Source organism: Nonomuraea sp. B1E8, from assembly GCF_039871515.1.
GTDB lineage: Bacteria > Actinomycetota > Actinomycetes > Streptosporangiales > Streptosporangiaceae > Nonomuraea.
The window spans coordinates 42,635-67,267 of sequence record NZ_JBDPLS010000009.1 but is presented as its reverse complement, the minus strand read 5'-3'; the positions used below and the strand labels follow the sequence as shown (position 1 = coordinate 67,267).

Genomic DNA, 24,633 nt, shown 5'->3' with positions numbered 1-24,633 from the left:
CATGCGGATATCAAGATCCAACGGTATTTTAGATCGTTGCGTTATTTCACTCCTTACGCGGAGGTATCAGGGGAAGTGCCGAAGATCACGTTCCGCGAAAGGGCGCGGTACTGGTTCGACAACACCATGTCCAGGGGGACGGCTTCGCTGATCGGCTGGCTGGCCATGGTGTCGGTCGCGCTCCTCGTCGTGGTCACGGTGCTGACGCTCTGGCTCGCGCCCAACGAGCCGAAGGGTGTGACCGGGCCCGGACACGTGCTGTGGATCGCGCTCATGCACGCGCTCAGCCCCGGCAAGATCTCCAGCGACGAGGGTTCGACGGCGTACATGACGGTGATGTTCGCCGGCTCGCTCGGCGGCATCTTCATCGTCAGCATGCTCGTCGGCCTGCTCTCCAACGGGTTGAAGCAGAAGGTCGACCGCCTGCGCAAGGGCCGCTCGCGGATCGTCGAGTCCGGCCACACGGTGGTGCTCGGCTGGTCCGACCAGATCTTCACGATCGTGGCCGAGCTGTCCAAGGCGCAGGCGAGCCAGCGCAGCTCAGTGATCGCCATCCTGGCGGAACGTGACAAACTGGAGATGGAAGACCAGATCCGCGAGCAGGCCGGCGACCTGGGCAGGACTCGCGTCGTCTGCCGCACCGGGCGGCCCACCGAGCCGCACGACCTCGACCTGATGAACCTGGCGGCGGCCCGCTCGGTCGTCGTGCTCTCTCCCGAGCGCGAGGATCCCGACGCCCACGTCATCAAGATCCTGCTCGCGCTGGCCAAGCGCGAGGGCGTGCACCCGCCGGCCGTCGCGGCGCTGACCTCCAGCCGCAACATCGCCGCCGCCCGCCTGGCCGGCGGCCAGGAGGTGCTCCTGGTCGACTCCGACGACACCGCGTCCCGGCTCATCGTGCAGTCCTCGCGCCAGTCCGGGATGTCCGTGGTGTGCATGGACCTGCTCAACTTCGACGGCGGCGAGATCTACCTGCGCACCCCGAAGAAGCTCGTCGGTGTCACGTACGGCGAGGCGCTGCACGCGTACCAGACCGCCTCCGTGATCGGGCTGCGCCGGCCGTCCGGCGTCGTGCTGAACCCGCCGGGCGACACCGTCATCGACGCCGACGACCAGGTCATCGTCATCGCCCACGACGACTCCCACGTCCGCCTGGCGGCCGGCATGCCGTACATCGAGGAGGGCGCCATCGTCGGGACGGAGCGCACGCCCGCCGAGCCGGAGCGCATGCTGCTGCTCAACTGGAACGGCAGGGCCGAGCAGATCGTCCGCTACCTCGACGGCTACGTCGCCCCCGGCGCCGTCCTGGAGATCGCCGCCGACCACCCCAAGGCCGGCACCGGCCTGGCCGGTCTGGCCAACCTCACCGTCAACGTCAAGGACTGCGACACCACCGACCGCTTCGCCCTCGAATCGCTCGGCGTCGGCCTCTTCCAGCACGTCATCGTGCTCAGCGACGACCGTTTCGAGCCGCACCACTCCGACACGCGCACGCTCATGACGCTGCTCCAGCTCCGCGACATGCAGCGCGCGCTCGGCGAGCACTACTCGATCGTCAGCGAGATGCACGACGAGAACAACCGCTCCCTGGCCGAGGTCACCGAAGCCGACGACATCGTCATCAGCGACACCGTCATCGGCCTGCTCCTCGCCCAGCTCGCCGAGAACCGGCACCTGGCCGACGTGTTCGGCTACCTGTTCGACTCGCGCGGATCGGAGATCTACCCGCGCCCCGCCGCCTCCTACGTGGGGACGGGCGTGAAGGTGTCGTTCTCCACGGTCGTGGAGTCCGCCAGGCGCAGGGGCGAGACGGCCATCGGCTACCGCAAGAACACGGCGAGGAACGATCCGCCGCACTACGGCATCGTCCTCAACCCGGACAAGTCCGAGCCCATCGTCCTGGAGGAGGCGGACTCGGTGATCGTGCTCGCCGAACGCTGACCCCGCGCCGCGGTGGGTTACCGTGTGCCCCGTGAGGACCATTGACTGGGTCGACGGCGCGGTCGAGCTCGTGGACCAGACGCTGCTGCCCGACAAGTGCGTGATGGTGCGCATCCACACCGTGGACGACCTCGTCGACGCCATCCGGCGGCTGGCCGTGCGCGGCGCCCCCGCGCTCGGCGTGGCCGGGGCGCTGGGCGTCGTGCTGGCCGGCGGCGACCCGGGCCGGATCGCCGGGCTCCGCGCCGCCAGGCCGACCGCGGTCAACCTCGCCTGGGGTGTCGACCAGGTCGCCGCCCACCTGCCGGAGGGCCACGACGCGGTGCTCGCCGCCGCGCTGCGCGTCCGCGACGCCGACATCGCCGCCTGCAGGTCCATGGGGGAGCGCGGCGCCGACCTCCTCGACGGCGACCGGCTGCGGATCATGACCGTCTGCAACACCGGCGGGCTCGCCGCCGTCGAACGCGGCACGGCGCTCGGCGTCGTCCAGACGCTGCACGAGCGCGGGCGGCTGACCGAGGTGCTGGCGCTGGAGACCCGCCCGCTGCTGCAGGGCGCCCGGCTCACCACGTGGGAGCTGGCCAGGATGGGCGCGCCGCACCGGCTCATCGCCGACTCCGCGGGCCCCTACCTGCTGGCCAAGGGCGAGGTGGACGCCGTGCTCGTCGGCGCCGACCGCATCGCCGCCAACGGCGACACCGCCAACAAGATCGGCTCGTACGCGCTCGCGCTCGGCGCCGAACGCGCCGGGGTGCCGTTCGTGGTGGTCGCGCCCGAGTCGACGATCGACCAGAACACCCCGTCCGGCGAGCAGATCGCGATCGAGGACCGAGGCGAGGACGAGATCGTGGCCATCAGAGGGGTGCGCGTGGCTCCGGAGGGCACGCGCGCGGTCAACCCGGCGTTCGACGTGACGCCGCACGACCTCATCACCGCGATCGTGACGGACCAGCGGGTGATCCGCCCCTGACCAAATCCCCCATCTCCAGGACCGGTCCGCGCCACCCGCGTTACGCTCGGTCGTCACCGACAGCGACCCCCGGAGCTCACCTGTGGCCATCGACCTGGTATCAAGGCGCGACTGGAACGCTCGCCCGCCACGCGGCGACTACACGCAGCTCGACTCCGCCAAAGGTGTGAAGGTCCACTACACGGGCGGCAGGGTCGACCCCGGCATCGTCTCCGACCACGACGCCTGCACGGCCTTGGTACGTTCCATCCAGGGCCACCACATGGACGGCAACGGCTGGATCGACATCGGCTACTGCGTCGACGAGAAGACCGAGATCCTCACCCGGCAGGGGTGGAGGTCCCACCGTGAGCTGCGCCCCGGCGACATCGCGCTCACGCTCGACCAAGGAACGGGCATGTCGGAGTGGCAGCCCGTGCTGGAGGTGTGCGTGTTCCCCGCGCGGGAGCGGGAGATGATCCGGATGGAGGGCGCCGGCCACTCCTCGCTGACCACGCCCCATCACCGCTGGCCGGTGGAGCGCCGTCGCCGCGGCCCCGGCCCCGTACGGTGGAGGGAGCCCGGCACGACGTGGCTTCCCGCCGGGAGGGCGGGCCGGGCGGTCACCCTTCGTGAGCGCACGTGGGCGACCACCGAGACCATCGGCCGTGACGACCGCATCACGATCGCGGCTCCCTGCGCCGGCCTGCCGGCCGAGCCGAAATGGTCGGACGCCTTCGTGGAGCTGGCCGCGTGGTTCTGGACGGCGGGGGCCGCCGGGGGCGCCCGGGCTGGGGGCGGCGTCGCGATCCACCGGTCGCCGGAGGACGAGGCGCATCTCGTACGCATCCGCGCCGCGCTCCACGGGGTCTTCGGCCCTCCCGCCGATCGGCTCCGCCGGCAGGGGAGCGGCGGTCCCCGATGGCGGGAGACGGTCACGGGCGATCGCGTCGCGTTCCGTCTCCCGGCCGGGGCGGGGCGGCGGTTGCTCGAGGTGGCGCCCGGCAGGGTGCCCGCGCTCGACTTCGTGCTCTCCCTGTCGAGGGCGCAGCTCGCCCTGTTCGTGGAGACCTCCCTGGCGGCGGGTGAGGCCGGGCCCGCGGGGCTCGTGCTGGAGGACCGGGCTGCGGCCGAGTCCTTCATGGTCGCCCTGCTGCTGTCCGGCTCGGGAGCGTCGCTGCGCCGCGTGCCGCCGGCCGGTGACACGGAGACGGACGGGTGGATGGTCTCCGTCGACGGACGGCGGCACGTCGTGCCGCGACCGGCCGAAGAGCGCGGCGACGGCGGCTTCACCATCAGCAGGGAGACGTACCACGGCCCGATCTGGTGTCCCAGGACCGAGAACCAGAGCTGGCTGGCGCGCAGGGACGGGACCGTCTACTTCACCGGCAACACCATGATCGCCTGCCCGCACCGCAGGGTGTTCGAGGGGCGCGGGGCGCATCATCTGCCCGCCGCCAACGGCCCCGGGCTCAACTCCGGCCACTACGCCGTGCTCGGGCTGGTGGGCAACGCGGGGCTCGTGCAGCCGCCCGACGGCGTCCTGCACGCGATCGTCGACGCGGTCGAGCACCTGCGCGCACGCGGGCGCGCGGGCAAGGAGGTCAAGGGGCACCGCGACGGCTACGCCACCGACTGCCCCGGCGACCCGCTGTACGCCTGGGTCAGGCGTGGCGCCCCGCGTCCCGGCACGCCCGCGCCCTCGACGCCGCCGTTCCCCGGGCGGCTGCTGAGATACCCTCCGGTGACGCGCGGCGAGGACGTGCGGACGTGGCAGGCGCAGATGCGCAAGCGCGGCTGGGACCTCGACGTGGACGGCGCGTACGGTCCCGAGTCGCGCGACGTGTGCCGCAGGTTCCAGCGCGTGCAGGAGATCGACGACGACGGGATCGTGGGCCCGATCACCTGGCGGCTGGCGTGGGAGGCCCCGACCAGCTGATCTCGCGTAGGGGTGGACCCTGGGTTCCTGGGTTCGCGGCCTTCCGCCTACTATCCGAACATGGAACTGGCAGCGGGGTTCGCGCCCGTGTCGCGCGACGACTGGCGGGCGCTGGCGGTGGCGGTCCTGCGCAAATCCGGGGTCGAGGCGGACTCTCCCGAGGAGGCGCTGTCGACCCTGACCTACGACGGGGTGACGGTCGCGCCGCTCTACGACGCCGGCGACCTGCCTGAGGATCCGGGGCTGCCAGGCGCGGCCCCTTACGTCCGCGGGGCCAGGGCCGTGCCCGGGTGGGACGTGCGGCAGCGGCACACCGTGGCCGACCCCGAGGCCGTGCTGGCCGACCTGGAGAGCGGTGTCACCTCGTTGTGGCTGGTCGTCGGGCCGGGCGCCATCCCGGTGGGCGAGCTCGGCACGGTGCTGAAGAACGTCTACCTCGACCTGGCGCCCGTCGTCCTGGAGGCCGGCGAGCTCGCCGCGGAGGCCGCCGAGGCGCTGCTCGGCCTGGCCGCCGCCCGCGGCACCACGCTGAGCGGCAACCTGGGGGCCTCCGGCGCGCTCGGGGCCGAGCTGGCGCGCCGCTGCGTCGCCGGGTTCCCCGGGTTGCGGGCCGTCGTCGTCGACGCGACCCCCTACCACGACGCCGGCGCGAGCGACGCCGAGGAACTCGGCTGCTCGATGGCGCGGGGCGTCGCGGAGTTGCGGGCGCTCACCGGCGGCGGGCTCTCCGTCGAGCAGGCGCTGGGGCAGATCGAGTTCCGGTACGCCGCCACCGCCGACCAGTTCGCCACCATCGCCAAGCTGCGCGCGGCGCGCCGCCTCTGGGCCAGGGTCGCCGAGGTCTGCGGCGCCCCCGAGCACGGGGGCCAGGCGCAGCACGCCGTGACGAGCGCGGCCATGATGACCGCCCGCGACCCCTGGGTCAACATGCTGCGCACCACGCTCGCCTGCTTCGCCGCCGGCGTGGGCGGAGCCGAGGCGGTCACGGTGCGCCCGTTCGACGCCCGCATCCGTCCGCCGGACGCCTTCTCCCGCCGCATCGCCCGCAACACGCAGGCGCTGCTGCTGGAGGAGGCGGGTGCGGGGCGGGTGATCGACCCCGCCGGCGGCTCCTGGTACGTCGAACGCCGCACCGCCGACCTGGCCGAGCGGGCGTGGGGCTGGTTCCAGGAGATCGAGGCCTCCGGGGGGATCGAGGCTGGGGCCGGGCTGGTGTCCGGCCGGATCGCCGCCACCCGTGCCCGCCGCGCCGACGACATCGCCCACCGGCGCCACCCGATCACGGGCGTGAGCGAATACCCCGACCTCCACGAGAAACCCCTCCGCCCTGCCCCGGCCTCCGGCACACCCTCGCGGGCGACACCTGACGACGTCCGGAGGGACGCGCCGCCGGAAGGGTCAGGCCCTCCAGGCGCGTCGCGGGCAGGCCGCTCTCCGGAGCCGGCGGAGGCCGGCGGGAGCGCGGGGCTGCCGCGGGTGCGCTACGCCGAGCCGTTCGAGGAGTTGCGCGATCTGGCCGACGCTCAGGCCGAGCGCCCCAAGGTGTTCCTCGCCACCATCGGCCCCGTGGCCGCCCACACCGCCAGGGCCGCGTTCGCGGCGAACCTGTTCCAGGCGGGCGGGCTGGAGACCGAGACTGCGGGCCCGGGCACTGATCCCGAGCAGATCGCCACCGCCTTCGCCGTCAGCGGCACGGCGGTCGCCTGCCTGTGCTCGAGCGACAAGCTGTACGCCCAGCACGCCGCGGCCGTCGCCACCGCCCTGCGCGAGGCGGGGGCGAAGAAGGTGTGGCTGGCGGGGAAGGGGGACTACGACGGCGTGGACGCCACCCTCCACGCGGGTTGCGACGCGCTGGCCGTGCTCCGCACGACCTTCGACGACCTGGAGGTGACCCGATGATCCCGGACTTCTCCGGCATCCCCCTCAACGGCGGTCCCAAGCCGGGGACGAACGCCCCCGAGCCGGCGGGCGAGGTGTGGGAGACGCCCGAGGGCATCGAGGTCAAGCCGCTCTACACCGCCGGCGACCTCGACGGTCTCGACTTCCTGCGCACCTATCCCGGCGCGGCCCCCTACCTGCGCGGGCCGTACCCCACGATGTACGTCAACCAGCCGTGGACGATCCGCCAGTACGCGGGCTTCTCCACGGCCGAGGACTCCAACGCCTTCTACCGGCGTAACCTCGCCGCCGGGCAGAAGGGCCTGTCGGTCGCGTTCGACCTGGCCACGCACCGCGGCTACGACTCCGACCACCCCCGCGTCGCCGGGGACGTGGGCATGGCGGGCGTGGCGATCGACTCCATCTACGACATGCGGCAGCTGTTCGACGGGATCCCGCTCGACCGCATGTCCGTGTCCATGACCATGAACGGCGCCGTGCTGCCCGTTCTCGCGCTGTACATCGTGGCGGCCGAGGAGCAGGGTGTCGCGCCGGAGCAGCTCGCGGGGACGATCCAGAACGACATCCTCAAAGAATTCATGGTCCGCAACACCTACATATATCCCCCGACGCCGTCGATGCGGATTATTTCGGATATTTTCGCGTATACCAGCGAGAAGATGCCGAGATTCAATTCGATCAGCATTTCCGGCTACCATATCCAGGAGGCTGGCGCCACGTGTGACCTGGAGCTGGCCTACACGCTGGCCGACGGCGTCGAATACCTGCGGGCCGGGGTCGCCGCGGGCATGGACATCGACCGGTTCGCGCCGCGGTTGTCCTTCTTCTGGTGCATCGGCATGAACTTCTTCATGGAGGTCGCCAAGCTGAGGGCCGCCCGGTTGTTGTGGGCCAAGCTCGTTTCCGGATTCAACGCGAAAAATCCGAAATCGCTGAGCCTCCGTACGCACAGCCAGACCTCCGGCTGGTCCCTGACCGCGCAGGACGTGTTCAACAACGTCGCCCGCACCTGCGTCGAGGCCATGGCCGCCACCCAGGGCCACACCCAGTCGCTGCACACCAACGCCCTGGACGAGGCACTCGCCCTGCCCACCGACTTCTCCGCCCGCATCGCCCGCAACACCCAGCTCCTCCTCCAGCAGGAGTCGGGCACCACGCAGGTGATCGACCCCTGGGGCGGCTCCTACTACGTCGAACGCCTCACCCACGACCTCGCGGAACGCGCATGGGAGCACATCCAGGAGGTCGAGGCCGCCGGCGGCATGGCCAGGGCCATCGAGGCGGGCCTGCCCAAGCTGCGCATAGAGGAGGCCGCCGCCCGCACCCAGGCCCGCATCGACTCGGGCCGCCAGCCCGTCATCGGCGTGAACACGTACCGCGCGACCGGTGACGAGGACATCGAGGTGCTCAAGGTCGACAACAGTGCCGTACGCGCCCAGCAGCTCGACAAGCTCGCCAGGCTCCGTGCCGAGCGCCACGAGCCCGACGTCCAGCACGCGCTCAACGCGCTCACCAAGGCCGCCGACAACCCGGCGCCCGGCTTGGAGCACAACCTGCTCAAGCTGGCCGTCGACGCCGCCCGCGCCAAGGCCACGGTGGGCGAGATCTCCGACGCGCTGGAGCGGGTCTTCGGCAGGCACGCCGAGCAGGTCCGTACCATCTCAGGGGTGTACCGCGACGAGTCAGGCCCCTCCGCCGCCGTCGAACGCGTCCGCCAGGCCTGCGCCGACTTCGAGCGCGCCGAAGGGCGCCGCCCGCGCATCCTGGTCGCCAAGATGGGCCAGGACGGTCACGACCGCGGCCAGAAGGTCATCGCCACGGCCTTCGCCGACCTGGGCTTCGACGTCGACGTCGGCCCGCTGTTCCAGACCCCGGAAGAGGTCGCCAGGCAGGCGGTCGAGGCCGACGTGCACATCGTGGGCGTGTCGTCGCTGGCCGCCGGCCACCTCACGCTCGTGCCCGCGCTGCGCAAGGCGCTGGCCGACCACGACGCCGGCGAGACCATGATCGTGGTCGGCGGCGTCATCCCGCCGGACGACCACGACGCGCTGCGGGCCGCCGGCGCCGCCGCGATCTTCCCGCCGGGCACCGTGATCGCCGACGCCGCCCTCGACCTCATCGACCAGCTGAGGAGGCGTCCATAGGGCTACTGCGGGCACATGGTGACGGAGACGGTCCGCTGGGTGGTGAGGGGAGAAGTGATCCGCAACGTGACCTTGTGGACGCCCCCCGCACTCGTGAGGTTGCGCGGCGCGGCCAGATAGCGCCGGCCGTTCCGCGAGATCCCCGCCGTCGCGCGGCCGATGGCGGACCCGTCGACGTACCAGGTGTAGGCGAAGTTCACCGCCTCGCCGGTCCGCTCGACCAGCGCCTGCAGCGTCGCCTCGCCGCCGGCCCAGCAGTCGCCGGTCCTGGTGCCTCCGGCCCGTACGTAGACCAGCCTCAGCCGGCCTTTCGTGGCGCGGCCGGTGCCGGTCGAGTCGTCGCGCTGGGAGGTGGTGGTACGGCCGCGCCTTGGCCGCTCGGCCTTGGTGGCGGACGGAGAGGCCGTCGGCGCGTCGCTGACGACGGCGAGTCTCGTGGTCTTGGGGGTGGGCGTGGTGGGGGTGAGCCAGACGATGGCGCCGCCGAGGGCGAGCGCGCACACACCGGAGACGCAGGCGATCACCGCCTTCTTCGCCCGGCGTCGTTTCCGCGGCGGGGGAGCCGCGGATGCCCTCTCGCCGGCCACCAGGGCGTCGACGAGCGCCGAGGACTGCGGCGTCGGCACCGCGTGCGTCGACTCGGGCGCGTGAGGAGGCACGGAGGCATGCGGCTGAGACTCGAACGGCGCCGGCTCGAGCCCCTGCTTCGCGGCGAACGGCGCGGGCGGCTCCGACCACGTCGGCACCTCGGGCACCTGCCCGCCGTACCGGTCCTGCCCCTCGTCCTGCGTCCCGTGTCCGGTCTGTGGCTCGTAGGTCCCGTGCCCGGACGGTGCTTCGTAGGTCCCGTGCCCGGACTGTGCTCCGAACCCGGCCGGGGAGCCGTGCGGCGCGCCCTGCCCGAACGCCTGCTGCGTGCCGTGCCCGGGCGTGGACTCGACCGGCGACGACAGATCGAACAGCGCCTGGAGCGGCGAGCCATCCTGCGCCGGACCTCCTTGCGCGGGACTTCCGTGCGCAGGGCCTTCCTGTCCCGGGTCTCCCTGCGGGTCCTGGACCTCGCGGCCCGGCCCGTGCGGGCCACCGCCCGGCCGGTGATCAGGCGACGGGTACGCGGCCTGCCCGGGGCCCTGGTGGAAGGCGGGATCACCGGGAGCCGCGCCCTGCTGCGGCGGCCTGGTCCTGCGCCTCGGCAGGGGCTCGCCGACGATCCTGCCGAGGGGCGGCGGCTCACCGGCGGTGCCGCCGAGCGGCGGGGACGCTTCCTGATCGAGAGTCTGGTCGGCGGTCTGCTGCCAGGCCGCGGAGTCGCCCGGCTCCGGCCGGAGCCGATCAGGCGTATCGTACGCAGGCCGGCCGGGCATGTCGCGCCCGGACTGGCCGGGTGTCTCGAACCCAGGCTGGCCGGGTGTCTCGAACCCAGGCTGGCCGGGCGTATCGGGCCAGGCTCCCTGACCGGGCGTGTCCGGGAGGGCTCCGGGAGCGTGGTGCGCGGGCTGTTCGCCGTCGGGCCCCGCCGCGGGCTCGGTGGAAGCCGGCTCCGGTGTCTGCTCCCAGAGCCAGTCGGGGGTGTCGTTCCTGGCCGGTTGGCCGGCGGTCTGATGCTCCGGCGTCTGGTACGGCGCGTCGTACGCGGGCGCCTGCTGCGACTCCTCCGTCTCCGGAGAGCGCGTGCCCTGCCCGGAGCCGGAGGACGTGGAGCCGGCGCCGCGAGGGGAGGCGGCGCCCTGGTGGGAGGCGGGGCCCCGCGCGGGGGGTGCGGCTTCGGCGGAAGGGGTGCTCTGTGCGGGGGGCGTGCCCTTGCGCTGGGGCGCGGTCAGGTGGAGCAGGACGTCGCGCATCGAGGGACGGGCCGCCGGATCCTTGGCCAGGCACGCCGGCACGACCTCGCGCAGCGGCCGCGGCAGCTCGCCGAGCTGCGGCTCGTCGTTCACGATGCGGTTGATCACCACGGGCAGCGAGTCGTCCCCGAACGGCGGCACCCCCGTGGCCGCGAACACGATCACCGACCCCCACGCGAACACGTCCGCGGGCGCGCCCACCGGCTGGCCCGCGAGCTGCTCGGGGGCCATGTACGCGGGCGTGCCCACGATGGTGCTCGTCGCCTTCATGCCCGACCCGAGTGCCGCCGCGATGCCGAAGTCCACCACCTGCGGCCCTTCGGGCCCGAGCAGCACGTTGGCCGGCTTGAAGTCCCCGTGGAGCACGCCCGCCTGGTGGATCGCGTCCAGCGCGGTCGCGGTCGCCACGGCGAGTCGCTGCAGCTCCACGCCGGCGTGCCGGCCGGCCTGCTGGAGCGAGGGCCCGTCCACGTACTCGGCCACGATGTACGCCCTGCCGCTGGTCGACGCGTCGAGCACGCGCGCGACGCAGAAGGGCTCGACCATGCGCGCGGTGGCGATGTCCTTGACCAGCCGGCCGCCCATGACGATCCCCTCGCGCAGCGCCTTGACGGCGACGGGGGTTCCGTTGCGTGCCTGGCCGAGGTAGACGACGCCGTGGCCGCCCGCGCCGAGCCGCCCGACCAGCCGGTACGGCCCCACCGCTGCCGGGTCGCCCTCGTGAAGGGGTTCGACGTTGGGCATGAGGGGAGTGACTCCTGTGACGGCTGAGATCAGAACTCCAGCACCCTACTGGCAAATGTCAAGCCTTGTAAGACATTAGGCTGATCAACTGGGAAGAAAGGGGTAAGTGGGGTGCACTCGCTGGAGGACTACGCCCGCGGCGTACGCGCCGGCTCGCGTACGTGGATCGGCCGGGCGATCACGCTCGTCGAGTCGACCAGAGCCGACCACATGGCCCTGGCCCAGCACCTGCTCGTCGAGCTGACCCCGCAGTCCGGTCACGCGCGCAGGGTGGGCGTCTCCGGCGTGCCCGGCGTGGGCAAGTCGACGTTCATCGACGCCTTCGGCACCATGCTCACCGAGCAGGGTCACAAGGTGGCGGTGCTGGCCGTGGACCCCTCCTCCACCAGGACGGGCGGCAGCATTCTCGGCGACAAGACCCGCATGGCCCGCCTGTCCGTCGACCCCTCCGCCTTCATCCGCCCCTCGCCCACGTCCGGCACCCTCGGCGGCGTCGCCAAGGCCACCAGGGAGGCCATGGTGGTCGTGGAGGCGGCCGGGTTCGACGTCGTGCTGGTCGAGACGGTCGGGGTCGGCCAGTCGGAGACCGCCGTGGCCGACATGGTCGACACGTTCCTGCTGCTCACGCTGGCACGGACCGGCGACCAGCTCCAGGGGATCAAGAAGGGCGTGCTGGAGCTGGCAGACGTGATCGCGGTCAACAAGGCCGACGGCGACCACGAGCTGCCGGCCAGGAAGGCCGCGCGCGAGCTGGTGGGAGCGCTGCGCATGCTCCGCTCCGACTCGACGCCGCCGCCCGTGCTGACCTGCAGCGGCCTGACCGGTGACGGGCTGGACAAGCTCTGGCGGCAGGTCCTGGCTCACGAGCAGGCGATCGACCTGCCCGCCAAGCGCCGCCGGCAGCTGGTGCGGTGGACCTGGACCCTGGTGCAGGACCGGTTGCTGGCGGAGCTGCGCCACGATCCGGGCGTCGCGGCGATCACCGAGGAGGTGGAGCGTGACGTCCTCGCGGGCGACCTCACCCCCGCGCTCGCGGCCGACCGCCTGCTGTCGGTGTTCAAACGTCCGTGATCTCCGGCGGTGGTTAGGGTGACCAGGATGGATGTCAAGGCCCTGCTGAGTGCCCACCCCGGCTGGCTCGCCCACCTCGAGTCCCTGGGCGGCATCGACCTCGCTCTCCCCGATGACCTGCCGTCCGAGCTGCTGCGCCTCGCCGTGCCGCACGAAGACATCAACGCCGTGCTCGCCGCCCGCCCCGAGCCGGGCAGCCCGCAGTGGTGGCTGGCCGAGCGGTGCGCGCACTCGCTGGTGTCCACGATGGGTGACCTGGACGACCCGCCGCGGTTCCACCCCCTGCCCGAGCTGGGGCCGTACTTCTACGTGTACGTCTTCCTCGCCGCCCTCCCGCACACCCGCCGCTACCACCGCGAGCTGGGCATCCCGGAGGAGGTGTCCTGGGCGACGTTCGCCGACCTGGGGCGCAACATGGCCGTGCACCGCAAGCGCCACGGCACCGGCGGCCTGCACGCGCCCCACTGGTTCATGCTGCACGCCCGCGGCATCCTGTACGCCCTGGGCAGGCTCCAGTTCAACCGGGGCACGACGGGGCAGCGGACCGCCGCGGCCATCGAGGAGGCGGGCATCGCGGTGGGGCCGCGGCGGCTGGCGCTCGGGGTGCACGTCCCCGACCTCTACGGCCCGCTCACGCCCGAGGCGTGCGACGCGTCGTTCGATCGGGCCAGGCGGTTCTTCCCCCGGCACTTCCCGCAGGAGGACTACCAGGTCATGACGTGCGGGTCGTGGTTGCTGGACGAGCAGCTCGCCCGCCACCTGCCGGCCGATTCCAACATCATCGCCTTCCAGCGGCGCTTCCACCCGCTCCACAGGTTCGACGGCGCTGAGACGGTGCCGTTCGTGTTCGGCGCGGACCCCGGCGACCCGGCCCGCCTGCCGCGCCGCACACGCCTGGAGAGGGCCGTCGCCGATCACCTCGCCTCCGGCGGCACCTGGTACGGCCGCATCGGCTGGCTGCGTTTCTGACGCCGGTCAGGCGGCGCGAACGGCGTCATGGACGCTGCCCGGGCCGGCGCATCGACGTGGCGGATCGCGACGGCCTCAACCAGCGATGAGCCTGCCACCGCTGCCCTGCGTGCACCTTTCGCAACACCTCGTTACTATTGCCTCCCAAGTCATACATCCATGTAATTGGAGCAGGTGTGGTAGGGGACGAAGTATCACGTATCCATCATTTACCGGCGATCAGGGCGCTGGGCGACGCTCTCACTGACGACAGCGACGGCACCTCTCCGGTGTCACATCTGCAAGAGGCCGGTCGCATGCCCCCGAACATGCGCATGGGGCCGTTCGCCATGGGCGTGCTCGGCTTCCCGTTCGCGCTCGAACACGACAAGATCGTCGGCTACGCCGAGAGCACGGTCACCAACGCCATCGCCGGACTGCACCAGCGCAGGGAAGGGCTGCACTCGGTCGCCGGCAACATCGAGATCGCGGAAACCAGGAACGAAGAGCATGTCCGAAGGATTTAAGATCCCCGTCCCCGGCGGGACCCCCAGCCCGTGGCAGCCCGGCGACGAGGGCGGCGACCTCAAGAACCTGCAGTACCTCACCCTCGCCATGTTGGTGTTCAGTGCTTGCGTCTTCCCGCACCTGGAGAGGACGGTGCTCACGTACGGGCTGACGGTGCCGACCGACCCCCAGGTGGTACACAGGGCGGCCGACGGCTGGAGCTCCTTCGGCGGCGGCTTGTACGCCGCGGGCCGAACGGCGCAGCAGCAGCACGACAGCGTCTCGCACGCGAGCTGGCAGGCGCCGGAGCGCGAACTCTACGGGGAGCGGATGGACGGCTACGTTCTGGCGTCGGACACCGCGTCCGACTCCGCCCGAACCCTGTCGACCATACTCAGGTGGGTGGCCAACCTGCAGACGTTCGGGATCTACCTCAGCCTCCTCGCGGCGAGCGTGGGGGCGACGACTACGGCCAAGAGCTTGCTCATGGGGCCGGGAGGGCGCCTGTACGGCCGCCTCGTCATGGATACGGTGGCGGCGGGCATCGAGGGAAGGGTCAGGCAGATGCAGCGTTTCCTCGCCCGTTCCGCGATGGGTGTCGGCTTGGCGGCCGCCGGCGCCGTCGCTGCCGAGTTCACCCTCACCGACGGCCTCAAGCCGTCATACGGGGCGGGGCGACAGGAAGGCGGCAGCACCGCCGACGTCTGATCCCTCCCCGGCGGGGCGGGGATGGGCCCCGTCCCGCGAAGGCTCCTTCAGTGGCCGAGTTTCCTCCGCAGGCGATCCAGCTCGCCCATGGCGTCGCTCATCATGCTGTCGAACGCCTGCTGCGCTTCGGCGACCTTCGCCAGTGCCGTGTCCGGGTCGGCCATGGCGGGGTCCAGGCCACCGAACGACTCGCCCATGATCGTGGAGAACTGGCGCTGGAGGTCGGCGTCGGCGTCACGGATGGCGGCGAGAATCGCTTCGGACATCTCCTTGACGCTCATCCGCTTCGCCCTCGGATCGATGTCGAGCCGGGTCACGCCGCCCTGCGCGGTGCATTCGACCACGATGTGACCGTTGGCCGCCGTGGCCCGGCCGACCACCGCCGCGGCCTCCTTCTGCGCAGTGGCGAATCTGGTCGCGCGCTGCTGGGAATCGCGCAGGAACGCCTCGACGTCGATGTTCGCGAAGCTGCCAAGCGGGCTTTCCACCGGTTTCCTCCGTTGTGTGCGGTTTCAACAGACGGTAATAGCACAAGTCGCTTCTGTTACGCCATCCAGGCATGATCTTCGCAGGTGTGCTACATGTTGGGCTTCTTCACCCCCCGCTCCCACGACCGCAAGGGCGGCCGCGCCTTCATGCGCGACCGGCTCATACGGCTGGGCATCCCGCTGCTCGTCTTCCTCCTGCTGCGGCCGCTGGTCGACTTCTCCGGGTACGCCGAGTGGGCCGCGCCCGCGGGCATGCCGTACACGGGGCGGTGGGAGATCACGCCGATGAGGCGTAGAAGGAGTCGAGGACGTCGCCGTGGAGCTCCTCCACCACCTTGCGCCTGATCTTGAGGCTGGGGGTCAGCTCGCCCGTCTCGACGGTGAAGTCCCCCGCGAGGATCGCGAACTTCTTGACCGTCGCGTAGCTCGCCTCGCCGGCGTTGACCTGATCGATCGCCTTCTCGACCTCCGCGCGCATGCGCGGGTGCTCGCACAGCTCGCGCGGGTCCGAGGGCAGCGACTCGGCCTGCGCCCACGGCCTGACGACGTCCATGTCGAGGGTGACCAGCGCCGTCACGTAGTTGCGCCGGTCGCCGTGCACGAACACGTGGGACGCGTACGGGCAGGCCGCCTTGATCCGGCCCTCCAGGTAGGTCGGCGCCACGTACTTCCCGCCCGAGGTCTTGATCAGCTCCTTCTTGCGGTCGGTGATGACCAGCCGCCCGGCCTCGTCGAGCTCGCCGATGTCGCCCGTGTGCAGCCAGCCGTCCCGCAGGGCCGCCGCCGTCTCCTCCGGCAGGCCGTGGTAGCCGCGCATGATGCCGCGCCCGCCGATCAGGATCTCGCCGTCGTCGGCGATGCGCACCTCGGTGCCGGGGAACGGCTGCCCGACCGTCCCGAACCGCACCGACTCGGGCCGGTTGAGGAAGCTGCCGGCCGACGACTCGGTCAGGCCGTACCCCTCGAGGATCGTCAGGCCGGCCGCGTCGAAGAACTCGGCGATGTCCTGCGACAGAGGGGCGGCGCCCGAGATGAAGAAGCGGATCCGGCCGCCGAACCGTTCGCGGAGCTTGGCGAAGACCAGGCGGTCGGCCAGGGCGTACTCGATCCTCGTGGTGATCGGGACGGAGACACCGCGCTGGCGGGCCCGCGCGACCCTGATGCCCGTCCGCTTCGCCCAGGTGAAGATGGCCAGCTTCGCGCCGCCCTCGCGCCGCACGTTGGCCACGACCGTGTTGTGGATCTTCTCGAAGATGCGCGGCGCGGCCGCCATGACCGTCGGCCGCAGCGCGCCCAGGTTGTCGGCGATCTTGTCGAGACGGCCGTCGATCGCGGTGGGCACGCCGGCGTCGATCATCACGACCTCCAGCAGCTTGCCGAACGAGTGCGACAGCGGCAGCCACAGGAAGTGCAGGTCGGCCTCGGAGATCAGCTCGATCTCGCGCACGGCGCCGGCCGCGTAGAGCCAGTTGTCGTGGGTCAGCTCCACGCCCTTGGGCCGGCCGGTGGTGCCCGAGGTGTAGATGAGCGTGGCCAGGTCGTCCTGGGCGATGGCGTCGACCATGGCGTCGTAGTCGCCGCCCGCGGGGTCCTCGCCGAGCGAACCGAGGGTGATCACCCAGCCGTCGTCGCCCGGCGAGCCGTCGATCACCACGACGTGGGTGACGTCGGGCAGTTCCTTCCGCACGGACCTGATCTTGGCGACCTGCTCGTCGTTCTCGGCGATGACGATCGTGCTGCCCGAGTCGGTGATGACGAAGGCCGACTCGGCGGCCGTGTTGGACGGGTAGATCGTCGTCGTGGCCGCCCCCGTGGACAACACCGCCAGGTCGGCCAGGATCCATTCGAGCCGGGTGGAGCAGAGGATCGACACGCGCGTGCCCGGCCCGGCGCCGAGCCGGGCCAGCCCCAGGGCCAGGCCGCGGACCCGCTCGCCCACCTCCCGCCATGACAGCGAGCTCCAGCCTTCATCGGAGGGCACCCGGTACGCCTCGGCGTCCGGAGTCGCCGCGATCCTGTCGCGCAGCAAGGACGGAATGCTGGACATGCCTGACCTCCTGGAGGGTGTGTGGGGCCGACTCTAGGACCACGGCGGCGTCTCAGTCGATGGTCCCGATCGACCGTCCTCCGGGAGCGGCGGTCGCGACCATGCGTGAGGTCCGCACCTCCCAGACGCCGCAGGCGCACCTCAGGTAGGAGACCTGGCCCTCGGACGTGCGGTGAGAGGAGACGAGGGTCAGGGCGAGAGGGTCGTGCTGATCCGCGGAGTGCATGATTCCAACCTGATGTAATGGCCTTATGCATTTCAACGCTTACGGCGGCAACGGGGCGGCTCTCGCGGCGGCGCTGGTCAACGCCACCGACTTCAGCCCGGCGGCGGTCGAGGCGATCCTCACCGAGCACCGCCTGCTGCGCGCCGCCGTCACCCCGGCACAGGCGGGGGAGCTGCGGGAGTGGGCACGACGGCTCCGCCCGGTGTTCGGGGAGCTCGACCAGGACACCCAGATCAGGCTGGTCAACGAGCTGCTCGACGTGACCGCGTCCAAGCCGTACGTGAGCGCCCACGACGGCCGCGAGCCCCACCTGCACTTCTTCTCGGTGGACGCCGACATCGTGGCCAGGGCGAGGGACACCACGGCCGGCGGCCTGGCCATGGCCATGTCGTTCGCCGGCGGCCGGCGGCTGGGGCGGTGCGACAGGGACGGCTGCGGTGTCGTCTACATCGACACCTCGCGCAACGGGCGCCGCCGGTTCTGCTCGCCGGCCTGCGCCAACAGGGTGAACGTCGCGGCGCATCGGGCACGCGGCCTTGCCAGGTGATCTGCACGTCGCATACACTTCCGGTCGTCTTATCGCCGATCTGTGGGGGCAGCCGACGTGAGGATCTGAGGTCGCGGGCACCGCGCCGTTCCGCCCTGTCCTGGGCCTGCGCGCACACCTGACCTCGGCGACATCCTCGCCTCGATCACGGACTCCGTACGAGTTCCCCTGGGTTGCGCGTCTATGCGGTGATTTCCCGCCACGTCACGACATTTCGACGTTTGTGATGGGAGCCGCCTCATGTCTTACTCTCTTGTCCTCGATCATGTCTCCTTCGCCTGGCCGGACGGCGGCAAGGTGCTCGACGGGCTCGACGCCGCGTTTCCCGCGGGGCGCACGGGGCTCATCGGGCTCAACGGATCGGGCAAGTCCACCCTGATCAAGATCATCGCCGGCGAGCTGGTCCCGCGGTCCGGGTCAGTCTCCGTCTCGGGCGAGGTGGGACACCTGCCGCAGAGCGTGCCGCTCGCCGCCGGCCGTACCGTGTCCGACCTGCTGGAGATCAGCGCGACGCGGGCGGCGCTGCACGCCATCGAGAGCGGAGACGTCGCCGAGGAGCACTTCACCGCGGTCGGCGACGACTGGGACGTCGAGGAACGCGCGCGGGCCGAGCTCGACCGCCTCGGCCTCGGCCACATCGGCCTGGACCGCACGGTCGGCACCCTGTCCGGCGGCGAGGCCGTCATGGTCGCGCTCGCCGCCCAGCTGCTGAAACGGCCCGACGTGCTGCTGCTCGACGAGCCCACCAACAACCTCGACCTCGACGCCAGGCAGCGGCTCTACGCCGCCGTGTCCGCCTGGCAGGGCGTGCTGTTGCTCGTCAGCCACGACCGGGCGCTGCTCGACCTCGTCGATCAGATCGCCGAGCTGCGCGACGGCGCCGTGCGCATGTACGGCGGCAACCTGAGCGCCTACGAGGAGCAGGTCGCGGCCGAGCAGGAGGCCGCCGAACGTACGGTGCGCACCGCGGAAGGCGAGGTGAGACGGCAGCAGCGCGAGCTCATCGAAGCCCGCACCAGGATCGACAGGGGCCTGCGCACGGGCAGGAAGGCGTTCGAGAACAAGAAGGTGCCGAAGATCGTCGCGAACGGGCTCAAACGCAAGGCCCAGGTGAGCGCGGGCAAGCAGCGCTCCCTGCACCTGGAGAAGCTGGAGGAGGCCCGCGAGCGGCTGACCGAGGCCGAGCAGTCGGTGCGCGACGACGCGGAGATCCGCATCGAGCTGCCGGGCACCGAGGTGCCGGCCGGCCGGACGGTCCTGACCCTCCCGCTGGACCCGCTCCCAGGGGGCGCACCCGCCACGCGAGAGGACGGCCCTGGAAACGGCGCTGAGGATGGCGCCGAGGAGGTCCGCACGGCCGTGCTGGAGACCCTGGTCGTGCGCGGGCCGGAGCGCATCGCGCTGCTCGGGCCGAACGGCTCGGGCAAGACCACGCTGCTCAGGCGGATCCTGGCGCACGGCGCCCACGTGCCCGTCCGCTACCTGCCGCAGCGGCTGGACCTGCTGGACGACTCGCTGAGCGTGGTGGACAACGTGCGCGCCGCCGCCCCCTCCGCCTCGGTGAACGAGGTGCGCGCCCGCCTGGCGCGCTTCCTGTTCAGGGGCGACCGGGCCAACCAGGCGGCCGGGACGCTGTCGGGCGGCGAGCGCTTCCGCGCGACGCTGGCCGCGCTGCTGTCGGCCGAGCCGCCGCCGCAGCTGCTCCTGCTCGACGAGCCGACCAACAACCTCGACATGGCCAGCGTCGGTCAGCTCGCGCAGGCGCTGTCGGCCTACCGGGGCGCGCTCATCGTGGCGAGCCACGACATGCCGTTCCTGGAGACGCTCGGGATCACCCGCTGGCTGCACCAGGACAGGGAGGCCGGACTGGCCGAAACATGATTGACGGCCGGGGATCAACCGGGCGATAGTGTGGCAGGTGGCAGCACCGCGGTTGATCCCCTGCGTTCTCGCCCTGACAACCCTCACACTCGGCGCGTGCTCGGCCGGTCCGCCCTCGCCCACGGGGGGTGAGTCGAAGGTCACCGGCGTGGCCGGCGGCCAGGGCGGCGCCCCCTCGGTCAGCGGCGCCACGCCTGCCCCCAGCGCGACCGCCCTCACCCCCGAGGCGTACAAGGACGAGCTCGGCAGCGAGCGCAAGCCGATCCGCGACGCGCTCGACGCGCTGGAGGGCGCGCGCGGTCTCAAAGCGCTGGACCAGCGGCTCGGCCGCGCCGAATCAGCGCTGAGCGGGGGCGCCGACGAGCTGGCCGGCCTCACCCCGCCCGAGTCCGTGCGCGCCCAGCACGACGCCTACGTCGCCGGCCTGCGCGCCGTCGCGTCCGCGCTGGCCTCCACCGGCGACAAGGTCGGCGACAGGGACCTGTGCACCTCCTCGGCCGTGCTCACCGACCTCGACGACGCGCTGGACCAGCTCGACGAGGCCGGAAAGGCCCTGGAGAGCGCCGGAGACTACAAGGCCGACGTCGTCGGCGTGACGGCCGGGAAGAAGCAGAACAGGAGGCTGCGCAACGGCTCGTACGTGCGCAAGGGCACGCTCAACGGCCGCGGCTCACTGGAGATCGACAACGGCGGCGGCCGCGACGCGGTGATCACCGCCGTGCGGGGCGGCAGCAAGGCGTTCAGCGTCTACGTGCGCAAGAACGCGACGTACAAGGTGCGGGGCGTGCGCGACGGCACGTACCGGATCTATTTCACGCACGGCGTCGACTGGGACGGCAAGCGCAAGGCGTTCACCCGCGAGTGCAGCTTCGAGAGGTTCCAGAAGACGGTGAAGTTCAGGACGACCTACACCGCCACGCAGATCCGCTGGCACGACTGGCGGGTCACCCTGCACGCCATCTCCGGCGGCAACGCCCGCACCTCCCCGGTGGACCCGGACGACTTCCCCGGCTGAGCTCTCCCCGTGGCGCCGGGCCCGGAGATTCTTCGTCCCCATCTTTTGGGCCTGCTCTTACGCGAGGCGAAGGTCCGGACGGCTGTGGCGGGATATGACTCCTGGGGTCCACGGGAGCGAACAAGCCATTGAGCGGGGGAGCACATGGGAGGCAGAGGTTTCGGCAGATGGAAGGCGAGGGTGACGGCGCTCAGCGCGGCGGCCGCCGTCGTCGCGCCGGGCGGGGCGATCGCGGCGGCGTACGCCTCGGAGCACGAGGATCTCCATCCGTCGACACGGGAGAACGTGCGGGAGGCCATGGAGGGTGAGGCGTTCGCGTACGCCTCGTACCGGGCCTATGCCGTACAGGCGGGGCGGGAACACCTCCGGCAGGTGCGCAGGGTGTACGAGCAGACCGCCGACGTCGAGCTGAACGAGCACTTCGCCGAGCAGGGGGAGCTGACCGGGCTGGTCGGCGACAACGCCGCCAACCTGCGCGATGCCATCTCCGGTGAGTCGTACGAGGCGACCACGATGTACCGGCAGTTCGCCGCGCAGGCCAGGCAGGACGGTGACACGGAGGCGGCTGAGCGCTTCGCGGAGATCGCCGAGGACGAGGCCGACCATCGCGCCACGTTCGTCCAGGCACTGCGGGCCATCACCCACCCGTCGTCCGGCGCGACGATCCCGACGGACGTGACCGCCGAGCCGGTGAGCATCCCGGCCGGAGGGCCCAGGGTGTCGTCGCGGCGGACGCTGCGCAACCTTGAGACGGCGATGCGCGGTGAGGCGCTGGCCTACGCGAAGTACACCTTCTATGCCCGGCAGGCCAAGGAGTCCGGGCAGCCCCGGCTGGCGATGTTGTTCTGGCGCACCGCGCAGGTCGAGCTGACCGAGCACTTCGCCGAGGAGGCGACGCTCGCCGGCCTCGTCCGCGACACGGCGACGAACCTGCGTACCTCGATCAAGGGCGAGATCCGCGAAGGCCGCCAGATGTACCCGCACTTCGCCCGCGAGGCCGCTTCGGCCGGCGACCATGAAGCCGCGGCGCTGCTGGCGGAGACCGGCCGTGACGAACTGGCGCACGCGCGCAGGTTCGCCGAGGTGGGGCACCGCCGGTCAGGTGCGTGAGCCACAGGCGCCTCCGCGGGCGCCGGGTCGCACTCGGCCGCACGCCTCGTGACGCCGGCATTTCGAGCCGCGCACCTCAGGACCTGCCGGAGGCGACGGAGAAGGCCGCGCACCTTTGCCTGGTGCGCGGCCGTCGTGCTCTCGAGGTGTGACCGGATCAGCTCGAGAAGAGCATGCCCACCCAGCTGCCCTTGCGGTGACCCTTGTGTCCGTAGTGGCCGCCGTGGCCGCCGTGCGGTGCGCCCCACGCGGGGCCGGGGCCGGGGGCGGGCGGGGGAGCCGAGTGATACTGCGATTCCATCCGGGACAGCGTCTCGAGCTCGCCGTAGTCGAGGAAGATCCCGCGGCAGTTGTCGCACTGCTCGATGTGGACACCGTTGCGCTCATAGGTCCGCATGTTTCCGTGGCACTTAGGGCAATGCATCTGAGTCGCTCTCCTTGGCTCTGAGGTCTCCAGGGTGAAACCTACCGCGCGCAACCCCGTCACGCCCGGACGATTCTGTTGCACGCCTCGATCAACGAATGCTCCACCTCGTCCAGTTCCCGGCTCTCGCGTTCGGCGTTGACCACCGCGACGGCGGCCAGCTGGATGGTGAGCGCCCTGGCCGGTACGTCGAGCCGCTGCCACGGGTCGTCGCCCTGGCCCAGCGCAGGTCCGCCGGAGGCCTGGTAGGCCCCCAGGAACCGGGCCCAGACGTCCGGGTCGAGCAGGCCTGCGGCGTACCACGCGGCCGGCCTGGCCAGATCCCACGCCGGGTCGCCGACGCCGAGATCGTCGACGTCGATGAGCAGCCACCCGTCGCGGTCGACCAGCTGGCCCAGATGCCAGTCGCCGTGCGTGAGCAGCCCCGGCTGCGGGTCGGTCGCGGGCAGGCGCATGAACGCCCGCCTGACGAGCCGCGCGACCGGGCCGTCCCCGGACATGCGCCCCACCGCGCGGGCGGCCCTCGCGGGCCCACCGGCCGCGGGCAGGACCGGCAGCAGCGTCAGGGGGACGGCGTGCAGCCTGGCCAGCAGCCTGGCCCCCTCCTCCCACGGGGCGCAGCCCGGATCGTCGTCGTGCGCGACGGGCCGCCCAGCGGGCCACACCGTCACCGCCCGCCCGGCCACCGTCAGCACCTCGGGCTCCAGCGGGGCCAGCATCACGCCGCTCACCGCGGCCGAGGCGGCGGCCCGTAACCTCGGCCGCAACGCCCCGGCGTCGTCACGCGCCGAGTGAGCCTTCACCACGACCTCGCCCCTGCGTAACACCACGACATCGGTGCGGGTCGGGTGCAGCTCGGGCGTGCCCGTGCCGCCGTACGCCCCGGCGACGCCCGCCAGCTCCGCCTCCAGACTCACCAGTACAGACTAGGGGGCATGAGAGTGGGTTTCGCAGTCCCCCAGTCAGGGTCGTGGGCCACCCCGGCCAACATGCGCCGCGTCGCCACGCGGGCGGAGGAGCTCGGCTACCACGAGCTGTGGACGTACCAGCGGCTGCTCTATCCGGTGGGGCACCCGATGGGGCCGACCTACCGCGCCGTGCACGACCCGCTGATCACGCTGGCACACCTGTCGGGCGTGACGGGCGGGATCGGCCTGGGCGTCGCCGTGGTCAACGCCTACGTGCCGCCGGTGCTGCTGGCCAAGCAGCTGGCCACGCTGCAGACGGTCGCGGGCGGACGGCTCACCGCCGGGATCGGGCTGGGCTGGCTGCCCGAGGAGTTCACGGCGGCGGGCGCCGGCATGGAGCGGCGCGGCCGCAGGGGCGAGGAGTTCGTCGAGGTGCTGCGCAAGGCGTGGCGCGACGACGTGGTCGAGCACGACGGGGAGTTCTACCGGGTGCCGCCCGCCCACATCGACCCCAAGCCGGTGCCCGCGCCGCCACGCCTGCTGCTCGGCGGCACCGCCGAGGTCGCGCTGCGCCGCGCCGCCCGGCTGGCCGACGGGTGGGTCAGCTCCAGCAGGGAGGACCTGTCCGGCATCGCGGGCAGAGTGGAGCTGATCAAGGCGGAGCTGGCGGCGTCGGGGCGCGAGGCGACCGCATTCCGGTTCGTGTGCCGGGGCGTCACCCAGGTCCGGCCCGGTGACGAGGACCGTCCGCTGACGGGCACGTACGACAAGATCAGAGCCGATGTGGCCGGCCTGGCGGCCCGCGGCGTGACGGACGTCTTCCACGACCTCAACTTCGACCGCGAGATCGTCACAGCCGAGCCCGACGAGGCGATGCGCCGGGCCGAGGAGGCCCTGGAGGCGCTGGCGCCCTAGGCTCCGCCGCCGTAGGGCACCGTGATGATCTCCAGGTTGTGGCCGTTGGGGTCTTCCCAGTAGAGGCCGCGGCCGCCGTCGTTGGTGTTGATCTCGCCCGGCCGCCGGTGGTGAGGGTCGGCCCAGTAGGTCAGCCCGCGCTCCTCGATGCGCCCCTTGATCAGGTCGAACTCCTCCTCGCCGACCAGGAACGCGTAGTGCTGCGGACGCACGGGCCCGTCCGCCTGGACGACGTCGAGCGAGACGTCGTTGCCGAGCGAGACGACGCGGAACGGGCCGTAGACCGGTGGCGGCTCCAGCCCCAGGACGTCGGCCAGGAACGCGGCGGTCGCGTCTCTGTCCTTCGCCGCGACGATGGTGTGGTTCAGGTGGACAGCCATA

At 71.8% G+C, this 24,633-nt stretch carries 22 protein-coding genes; 14 read left to right on the top strand and 8 right to left on the bottom strand.

The genetic code is table 11. The features are described 5' to 3' along the window. The first annotated feature begins 75 nt into the window (after positions 1–75). The 5 genes from ABGA98_RS27780 to scpA all read left to right on the top strand — a co-directional run bounded on the left by ABGA98_RS27780 (position 76) and on the right by scpA (position 8,872). Positions 76–1,941, top strand: a complete 1,866-nt coding sequence (locus ABGA98_RS27780) for a TrkA C-terminal domain-containing protein (protein WP_347621356.1) — start codon at positions 76–78, stop codon at positions 1,939–1,941. A gap of 31 nt (positions 1,942–1,972) precedes the next feature. Next, positions 1,973–2,911, top strand: coding sequence for an S-methyl-5-thioribose-1-phosphate isomerase (gene mtnA, locus ABGA98_RS27775; RefSeq protein ID WP_347621355.1), 939 nt, complete (start codon positions 1,973–1,975; stop codon positions 2,909–2,911). 82 nt (positions 2,912–2,993) lie between these two features. Then, entirely contained in the window at positions 2,994–4,829 is a 1,836-nt protein-coding gene (locus ABGA98_RS27770; protein ID WP_347621354.1) for a peptidoglycan-binding protein, read from the top strand. A 60-nt stretch (positions 4,830–4,889) separates the two neighbouring features. Further along, on the top strand, positions 4,890–6,728 hold the full coding sequence (locus tag ABGA98_RS27765) for a methylmalonyl-CoA mutase subunit beta (RefSeq protein WP_347621353.1): 1,839 nt from the start codon (positions 4,890–4,892) through the stop codon (positions 6,726–6,728). Next, positions 6,725–8,872, top strand: coding sequence for a methylmalonyl-CoA mutase (gene scpA / locus ABGA98_RS27760; protein WP_347621352.1), 2,148 nt, complete (start codon positions 6,725–6,727; stop codon positions 8,870–8,872). The genes ABGA98_RS27765 and scpA overlap by 4 nt, the downstream gene beginning before the upstream one ends. Positions 8,873–8,874: 2 nt before the next feature. Here the strand turns inward: scpA and ABGA98_RS27755 are convergent, their stop codons facing one another. Continuing rightward, positions 8,875–11,457 carry a protein kinase gene (locus ABGA98_RS27755; RefSeq protein WP_347621351.1) on the bottom strand — a complete coding sequence of 861 codons (2,583 nt, stop codon included), beginning with the start codon at positions 11,455–11,457 and terminating at the stop codon, positions 8,875–8,877. Positions 11,458–11,568: 111 nt separating this feature from the next. On the opposite strand from ABGA98_RS27755, the gene meaB reads away from it, so the two are divergent. The 4 genes from meaB (at position 11,569) to ABGA98_RS27735 (ending at position 14,691) form a co-directional block, all read left to right on the top strand. Beyond that, positions 11,569–12,528 carry a methylmalonyl Co-A mutase-associated GTPase MeaB gene (meaB, locus tag ABGA98_RS27750; protein WP_347621350.1) on the top strand — a complete coding sequence of 320 codons (960 nt, stop codon included), beginning with the start codon at positions 11,569–11,571 and terminating at the stop codon, positions 12,526–12,528. A gap of 27 nt (positions 12,529–12,555) precedes the next feature. After that, positions 12,556–13,497 (top strand): acyltransferase domain-containing protein, encoded by a 942-nt coding sequence (locus tag ABGA98_RS27745; RefSeq protein ID WP_347621349.1) that lies wholly within the window; start codon positions 12,556–12,558, stop codon positions 13,495–13,497. 296 nt (positions 13,498–13,793) lie between these two features. Continuing rightward, a complete protein-coding gene (locus ABGA98_RS27740; protein ID WP_347621348.1) occupies positions 13,794–14,003 on the top strand; it encodes a hypothetical protein in 210 nt (69 codons plus the stop codon). Next, positions 13,987–14,691, top strand: a complete 705-nt coding sequence (locus tag ABGA98_RS27735; protein WP_347621347.1) for a hypothetical protein — start codon at positions 13,987–13,989, stop codon at positions 14,689–14,691. The genes ABGA98_RS27740 and ABGA98_RS27735 overlap by 17 nt, the downstream gene beginning before the upstream one ends. Before the next feature lie 47 nt (positions 14,692–14,738). On the opposite strand, the gene ABGA98_RS27730 is transcribed toward ABGA98_RS27735, so the two are convergent. The 4 genes from ABGA98_RS27730 to ABGA98_RS27715 form a co-directional block, all read right to left on the bottom strand. Then, on the bottom strand, positions 14,739–15,179 hold the full coding sequence (locus ABGA98_RS27730; protein ID WP_347621346.1) for a YbaB/EbfC family nucleoid-associated protein: 441 nt from the start codon (positions 15,177–15,179) through the stop codon (positions 14,739–14,741). 89 nt (positions 15,180–15,268) lie between these two features. Continuing rightward, positions 15,269–15,460, bottom strand: a complete 192-nt coding sequence (locus ABGA98_RS27725) for a hypothetical protein (RefSeq protein WP_347621345.1) — start codon at positions 15,458–15,460, stop codon at positions 15,269–15,271. Next, the gene (locus tag ABGA98_RS27720) at positions 15,457–17,226 is read right to left on the bottom strand and encodes a long-chain fatty acid--CoA ligase (protein ID WP_347621344.1); all 1,770 of its coding nucleotides are present in this window, start codon (positions 17,224–17,226) and stop codon (positions 15,457–15,459) included. Before ABGA98_RS27720 ends, ABGA98_RS27725 begins: the two co-directional genes overlap by 4 nt. A 52-nt stretch (positions 17,227–17,278) precedes the next feature. Further along, positions 17,279–17,452, bottom strand: a complete 174-nt coding sequence (locus ABGA98_RS27715) for a hypothetical protein (protein WP_347621343.1) — start codon at positions 17,450–17,452, stop codon at positions 17,279–17,281. A gap of 25 nt (positions 17,453–17,477) precedes the next feature. Between ABGA98_RS27715 and ABGA98_RS27710 the strand changes: the two genes are divergently transcribed. The 4 genes from ABGA98_RS27710 to ABGA98_RS27695 all read left to right on the top strand — a co-directional run bounded on the left by ABGA98_RS27710 (position 17,478) and on the right by ABGA98_RS27695 (position 22,005). Continuing rightward, positions 17,478–17,999, top strand: a complete 522-nt coding sequence (locus ABGA98_RS27710) for a CGNR zinc finger domain-containing protein (protein ID WP_347621342.1) — start codon at positions 17,478–17,480, stop codon at positions 17,997–17,999. 240 nt (positions 18,000–18,239) lie between these two features. Beyond that, positions 18,240–19,880, top strand: a complete 1,641-nt coding sequence (locus ABGA98_RS27705) for an ABC-F family ATP-binding cassette domain-containing protein (protein ID WP_347621341.1) — start codon at positions 18,240–18,242, stop codon at positions 19,878–19,880. Positions 19,881–19,917: 37 nt separating this feature from the next. After that, positions 19,918–20,895 (top strand): hypothetical protein, encoded by a 978-nt coding sequence (locus tag ABGA98_RS27700; protein ID WP_347621340.1) that lies wholly within the window; start codon positions 19,918–19,920, stop codon positions 20,893–20,895. A gap of 180 nt (positions 20,896–21,075) precedes the next feature. Beyond that, positions 21,076–22,005, top strand: coding sequence for a ferritin family protein (locus ABGA98_RS27695; protein ID WP_347621339.1), 930 nt, complete (start codon positions 21,076–21,078; stop codon positions 22,003–22,005). Positions 22,006–22,162: 157 nt separating this feature from the next. Here the strand turns inward: ABGA98_RS27695 and ABGA98_RS27690 are convergent, their stop codons facing one another. Beyond that, the gene (locus ABGA98_RS27690; RefSeq protein ID WP_347621338.1) at positions 22,163–22,429 is read right to left on the bottom strand and encodes a zf-TFIIB domain-containing protein; all 267 of its coding nucleotides are present in this window, start codon (positions 22,427–22,429) and stop codon (positions 22,163–22,165) included. A 59-nt stretch (positions 22,430–22,488) separates the two neighbouring features. Then, complete coding sequence (locus ABGA98_RS27685) at positions 22,489–23,346, bottom strand: phosphotransferase (RefSeq protein ID WP_347621337.1); 858 nt, start codon at positions 23,344–23,346, stop codon at positions 22,489–22,491. An 18-nt stretch (positions 23,347–23,364) separates the two neighbouring features. Between ABGA98_RS27685 and ABGA98_RS27680 the strand changes: the two genes are divergently transcribed. After that, positions 23,365–24,252 (top strand): TIGR03619 family F420-dependent LLM class oxidoreductase, encoded by an 888-nt coding sequence (locus tag ABGA98_RS27680; protein WP_347621336.1) that lies wholly within the window; start codon positions 23,365–23,367, stop codon positions 24,250–24,252. Here ABGA98_RS27680 and ABGA98_RS27675 read toward each other — a convergent pair. After that, positions 24,249–24,632 carry a VOC family protein gene (locus tag ABGA98_RS27675; protein WP_347621335.1) on the bottom strand — a complete coding sequence of 128 codons (384 nt, stop codon included), beginning with the start codon at positions 24,630–24,632 and terminating at the stop codon, positions 24,249–24,251. The two genes, ABGA98_RS27680 and ABGA98_RS27675, sit on opposite strands and share 4 nt — an antisense overlap. Position 24,633 lies beyond the last annotated feature (1 nt).

Bases quoted from the DNA above. Each gene is read 5' to 3' on its own strand.
- ABGA98_RS27720 (WP_347621344.1), bottom strand. From the start codon at position 17,226: ATGTCCAGCATTCCGTCCTTGCTGCGCGACAGGATCGCGGCGACTCCG.
- scpA (WP_347621352.1), top strand. From the start codon at position 6,725: ATGATCCCGGACTTCTCCGGCATCCCCCTCAACGGCGGTCCCAAGCCG.
- ABGA98_RS27715 (WP_347621343.1), bottom strand. From the start codon at position 17,452: ATGCACTCCGCGGATCAGCACGACCCTCTCGCCCTGACCCTCGTCTCC.
- ABGA98_RS27675 (WP_347621335.1), bottom strand. From the start codon at position 24,632: ATGGCTGTCCACCTGAACCACACCATCGTCGCGGCGAAGGACAGAGAC.
- ABGA98_RS27740 (WP_347621348.1), top strand. From the start codon at position 13,794: ATGCCCCCGAACATGCGCATGGGGCCGTTCGCCATGGGCGTGCTCGGC.
- ABGA98_RS27745 (WP_347621349.1), top strand. From the start codon at position 12,556: ATGGATGTCAAGGCCCTGCTGAGTGCCCACCCCGGCTGGCTCGCCCAC.
- ABGA98_RS27705 (WP_347621341.1), top strand. From the start codon at position 18,240: ATGTCTTACTCTCTTGTCCTCGATCATGTCTCCTTCGCCTGGCCGGAC.
- ABGA98_RS27735 (WP_347621347.1), top strand. From the start codon at position 13,987: ATGTCCGAAGGATTTAAGATCCCCGTCCCCGGCGGGACCCCCAGCCCG.
- ABGA98_RS27710 (WP_347621342.1), top strand. From the start codon at position 17,478: ATGCATTTCAACGCTTACGGCGGCAACGGGGCGGCTCTCGCGGCGGCG.
- ABGA98_RS27690 (WP_347621338.1), bottom strand. From the start codon at position 22,429: ATGCATTGCCCTAAGTGCCACGGAAACATGCGGACCTATGAGCGCAAC.
- ABGA98_RS27680 (WP_347621336.1), top strand. From the start codon at position 23,365: ATGAGAGTGGGTTTCGCAGTCCCCCAGTCAGGGTCGTGGGCCACCCCG.
- ABGA98_RS27765 (WP_347621353.1), top strand. From the start codon at position 4,890: ATGGAACTGGCAGCGGGGTTCGCGCCCGTGTCGCGCGACGACTGGCGG.
- ABGA98_RS27755 (WP_347621351.1), bottom strand. From the start codon at position 11,457: ATGCCCAACGTCGAACCCCTTCACGAGGGCGACCCGGCAGCGGTGGGG.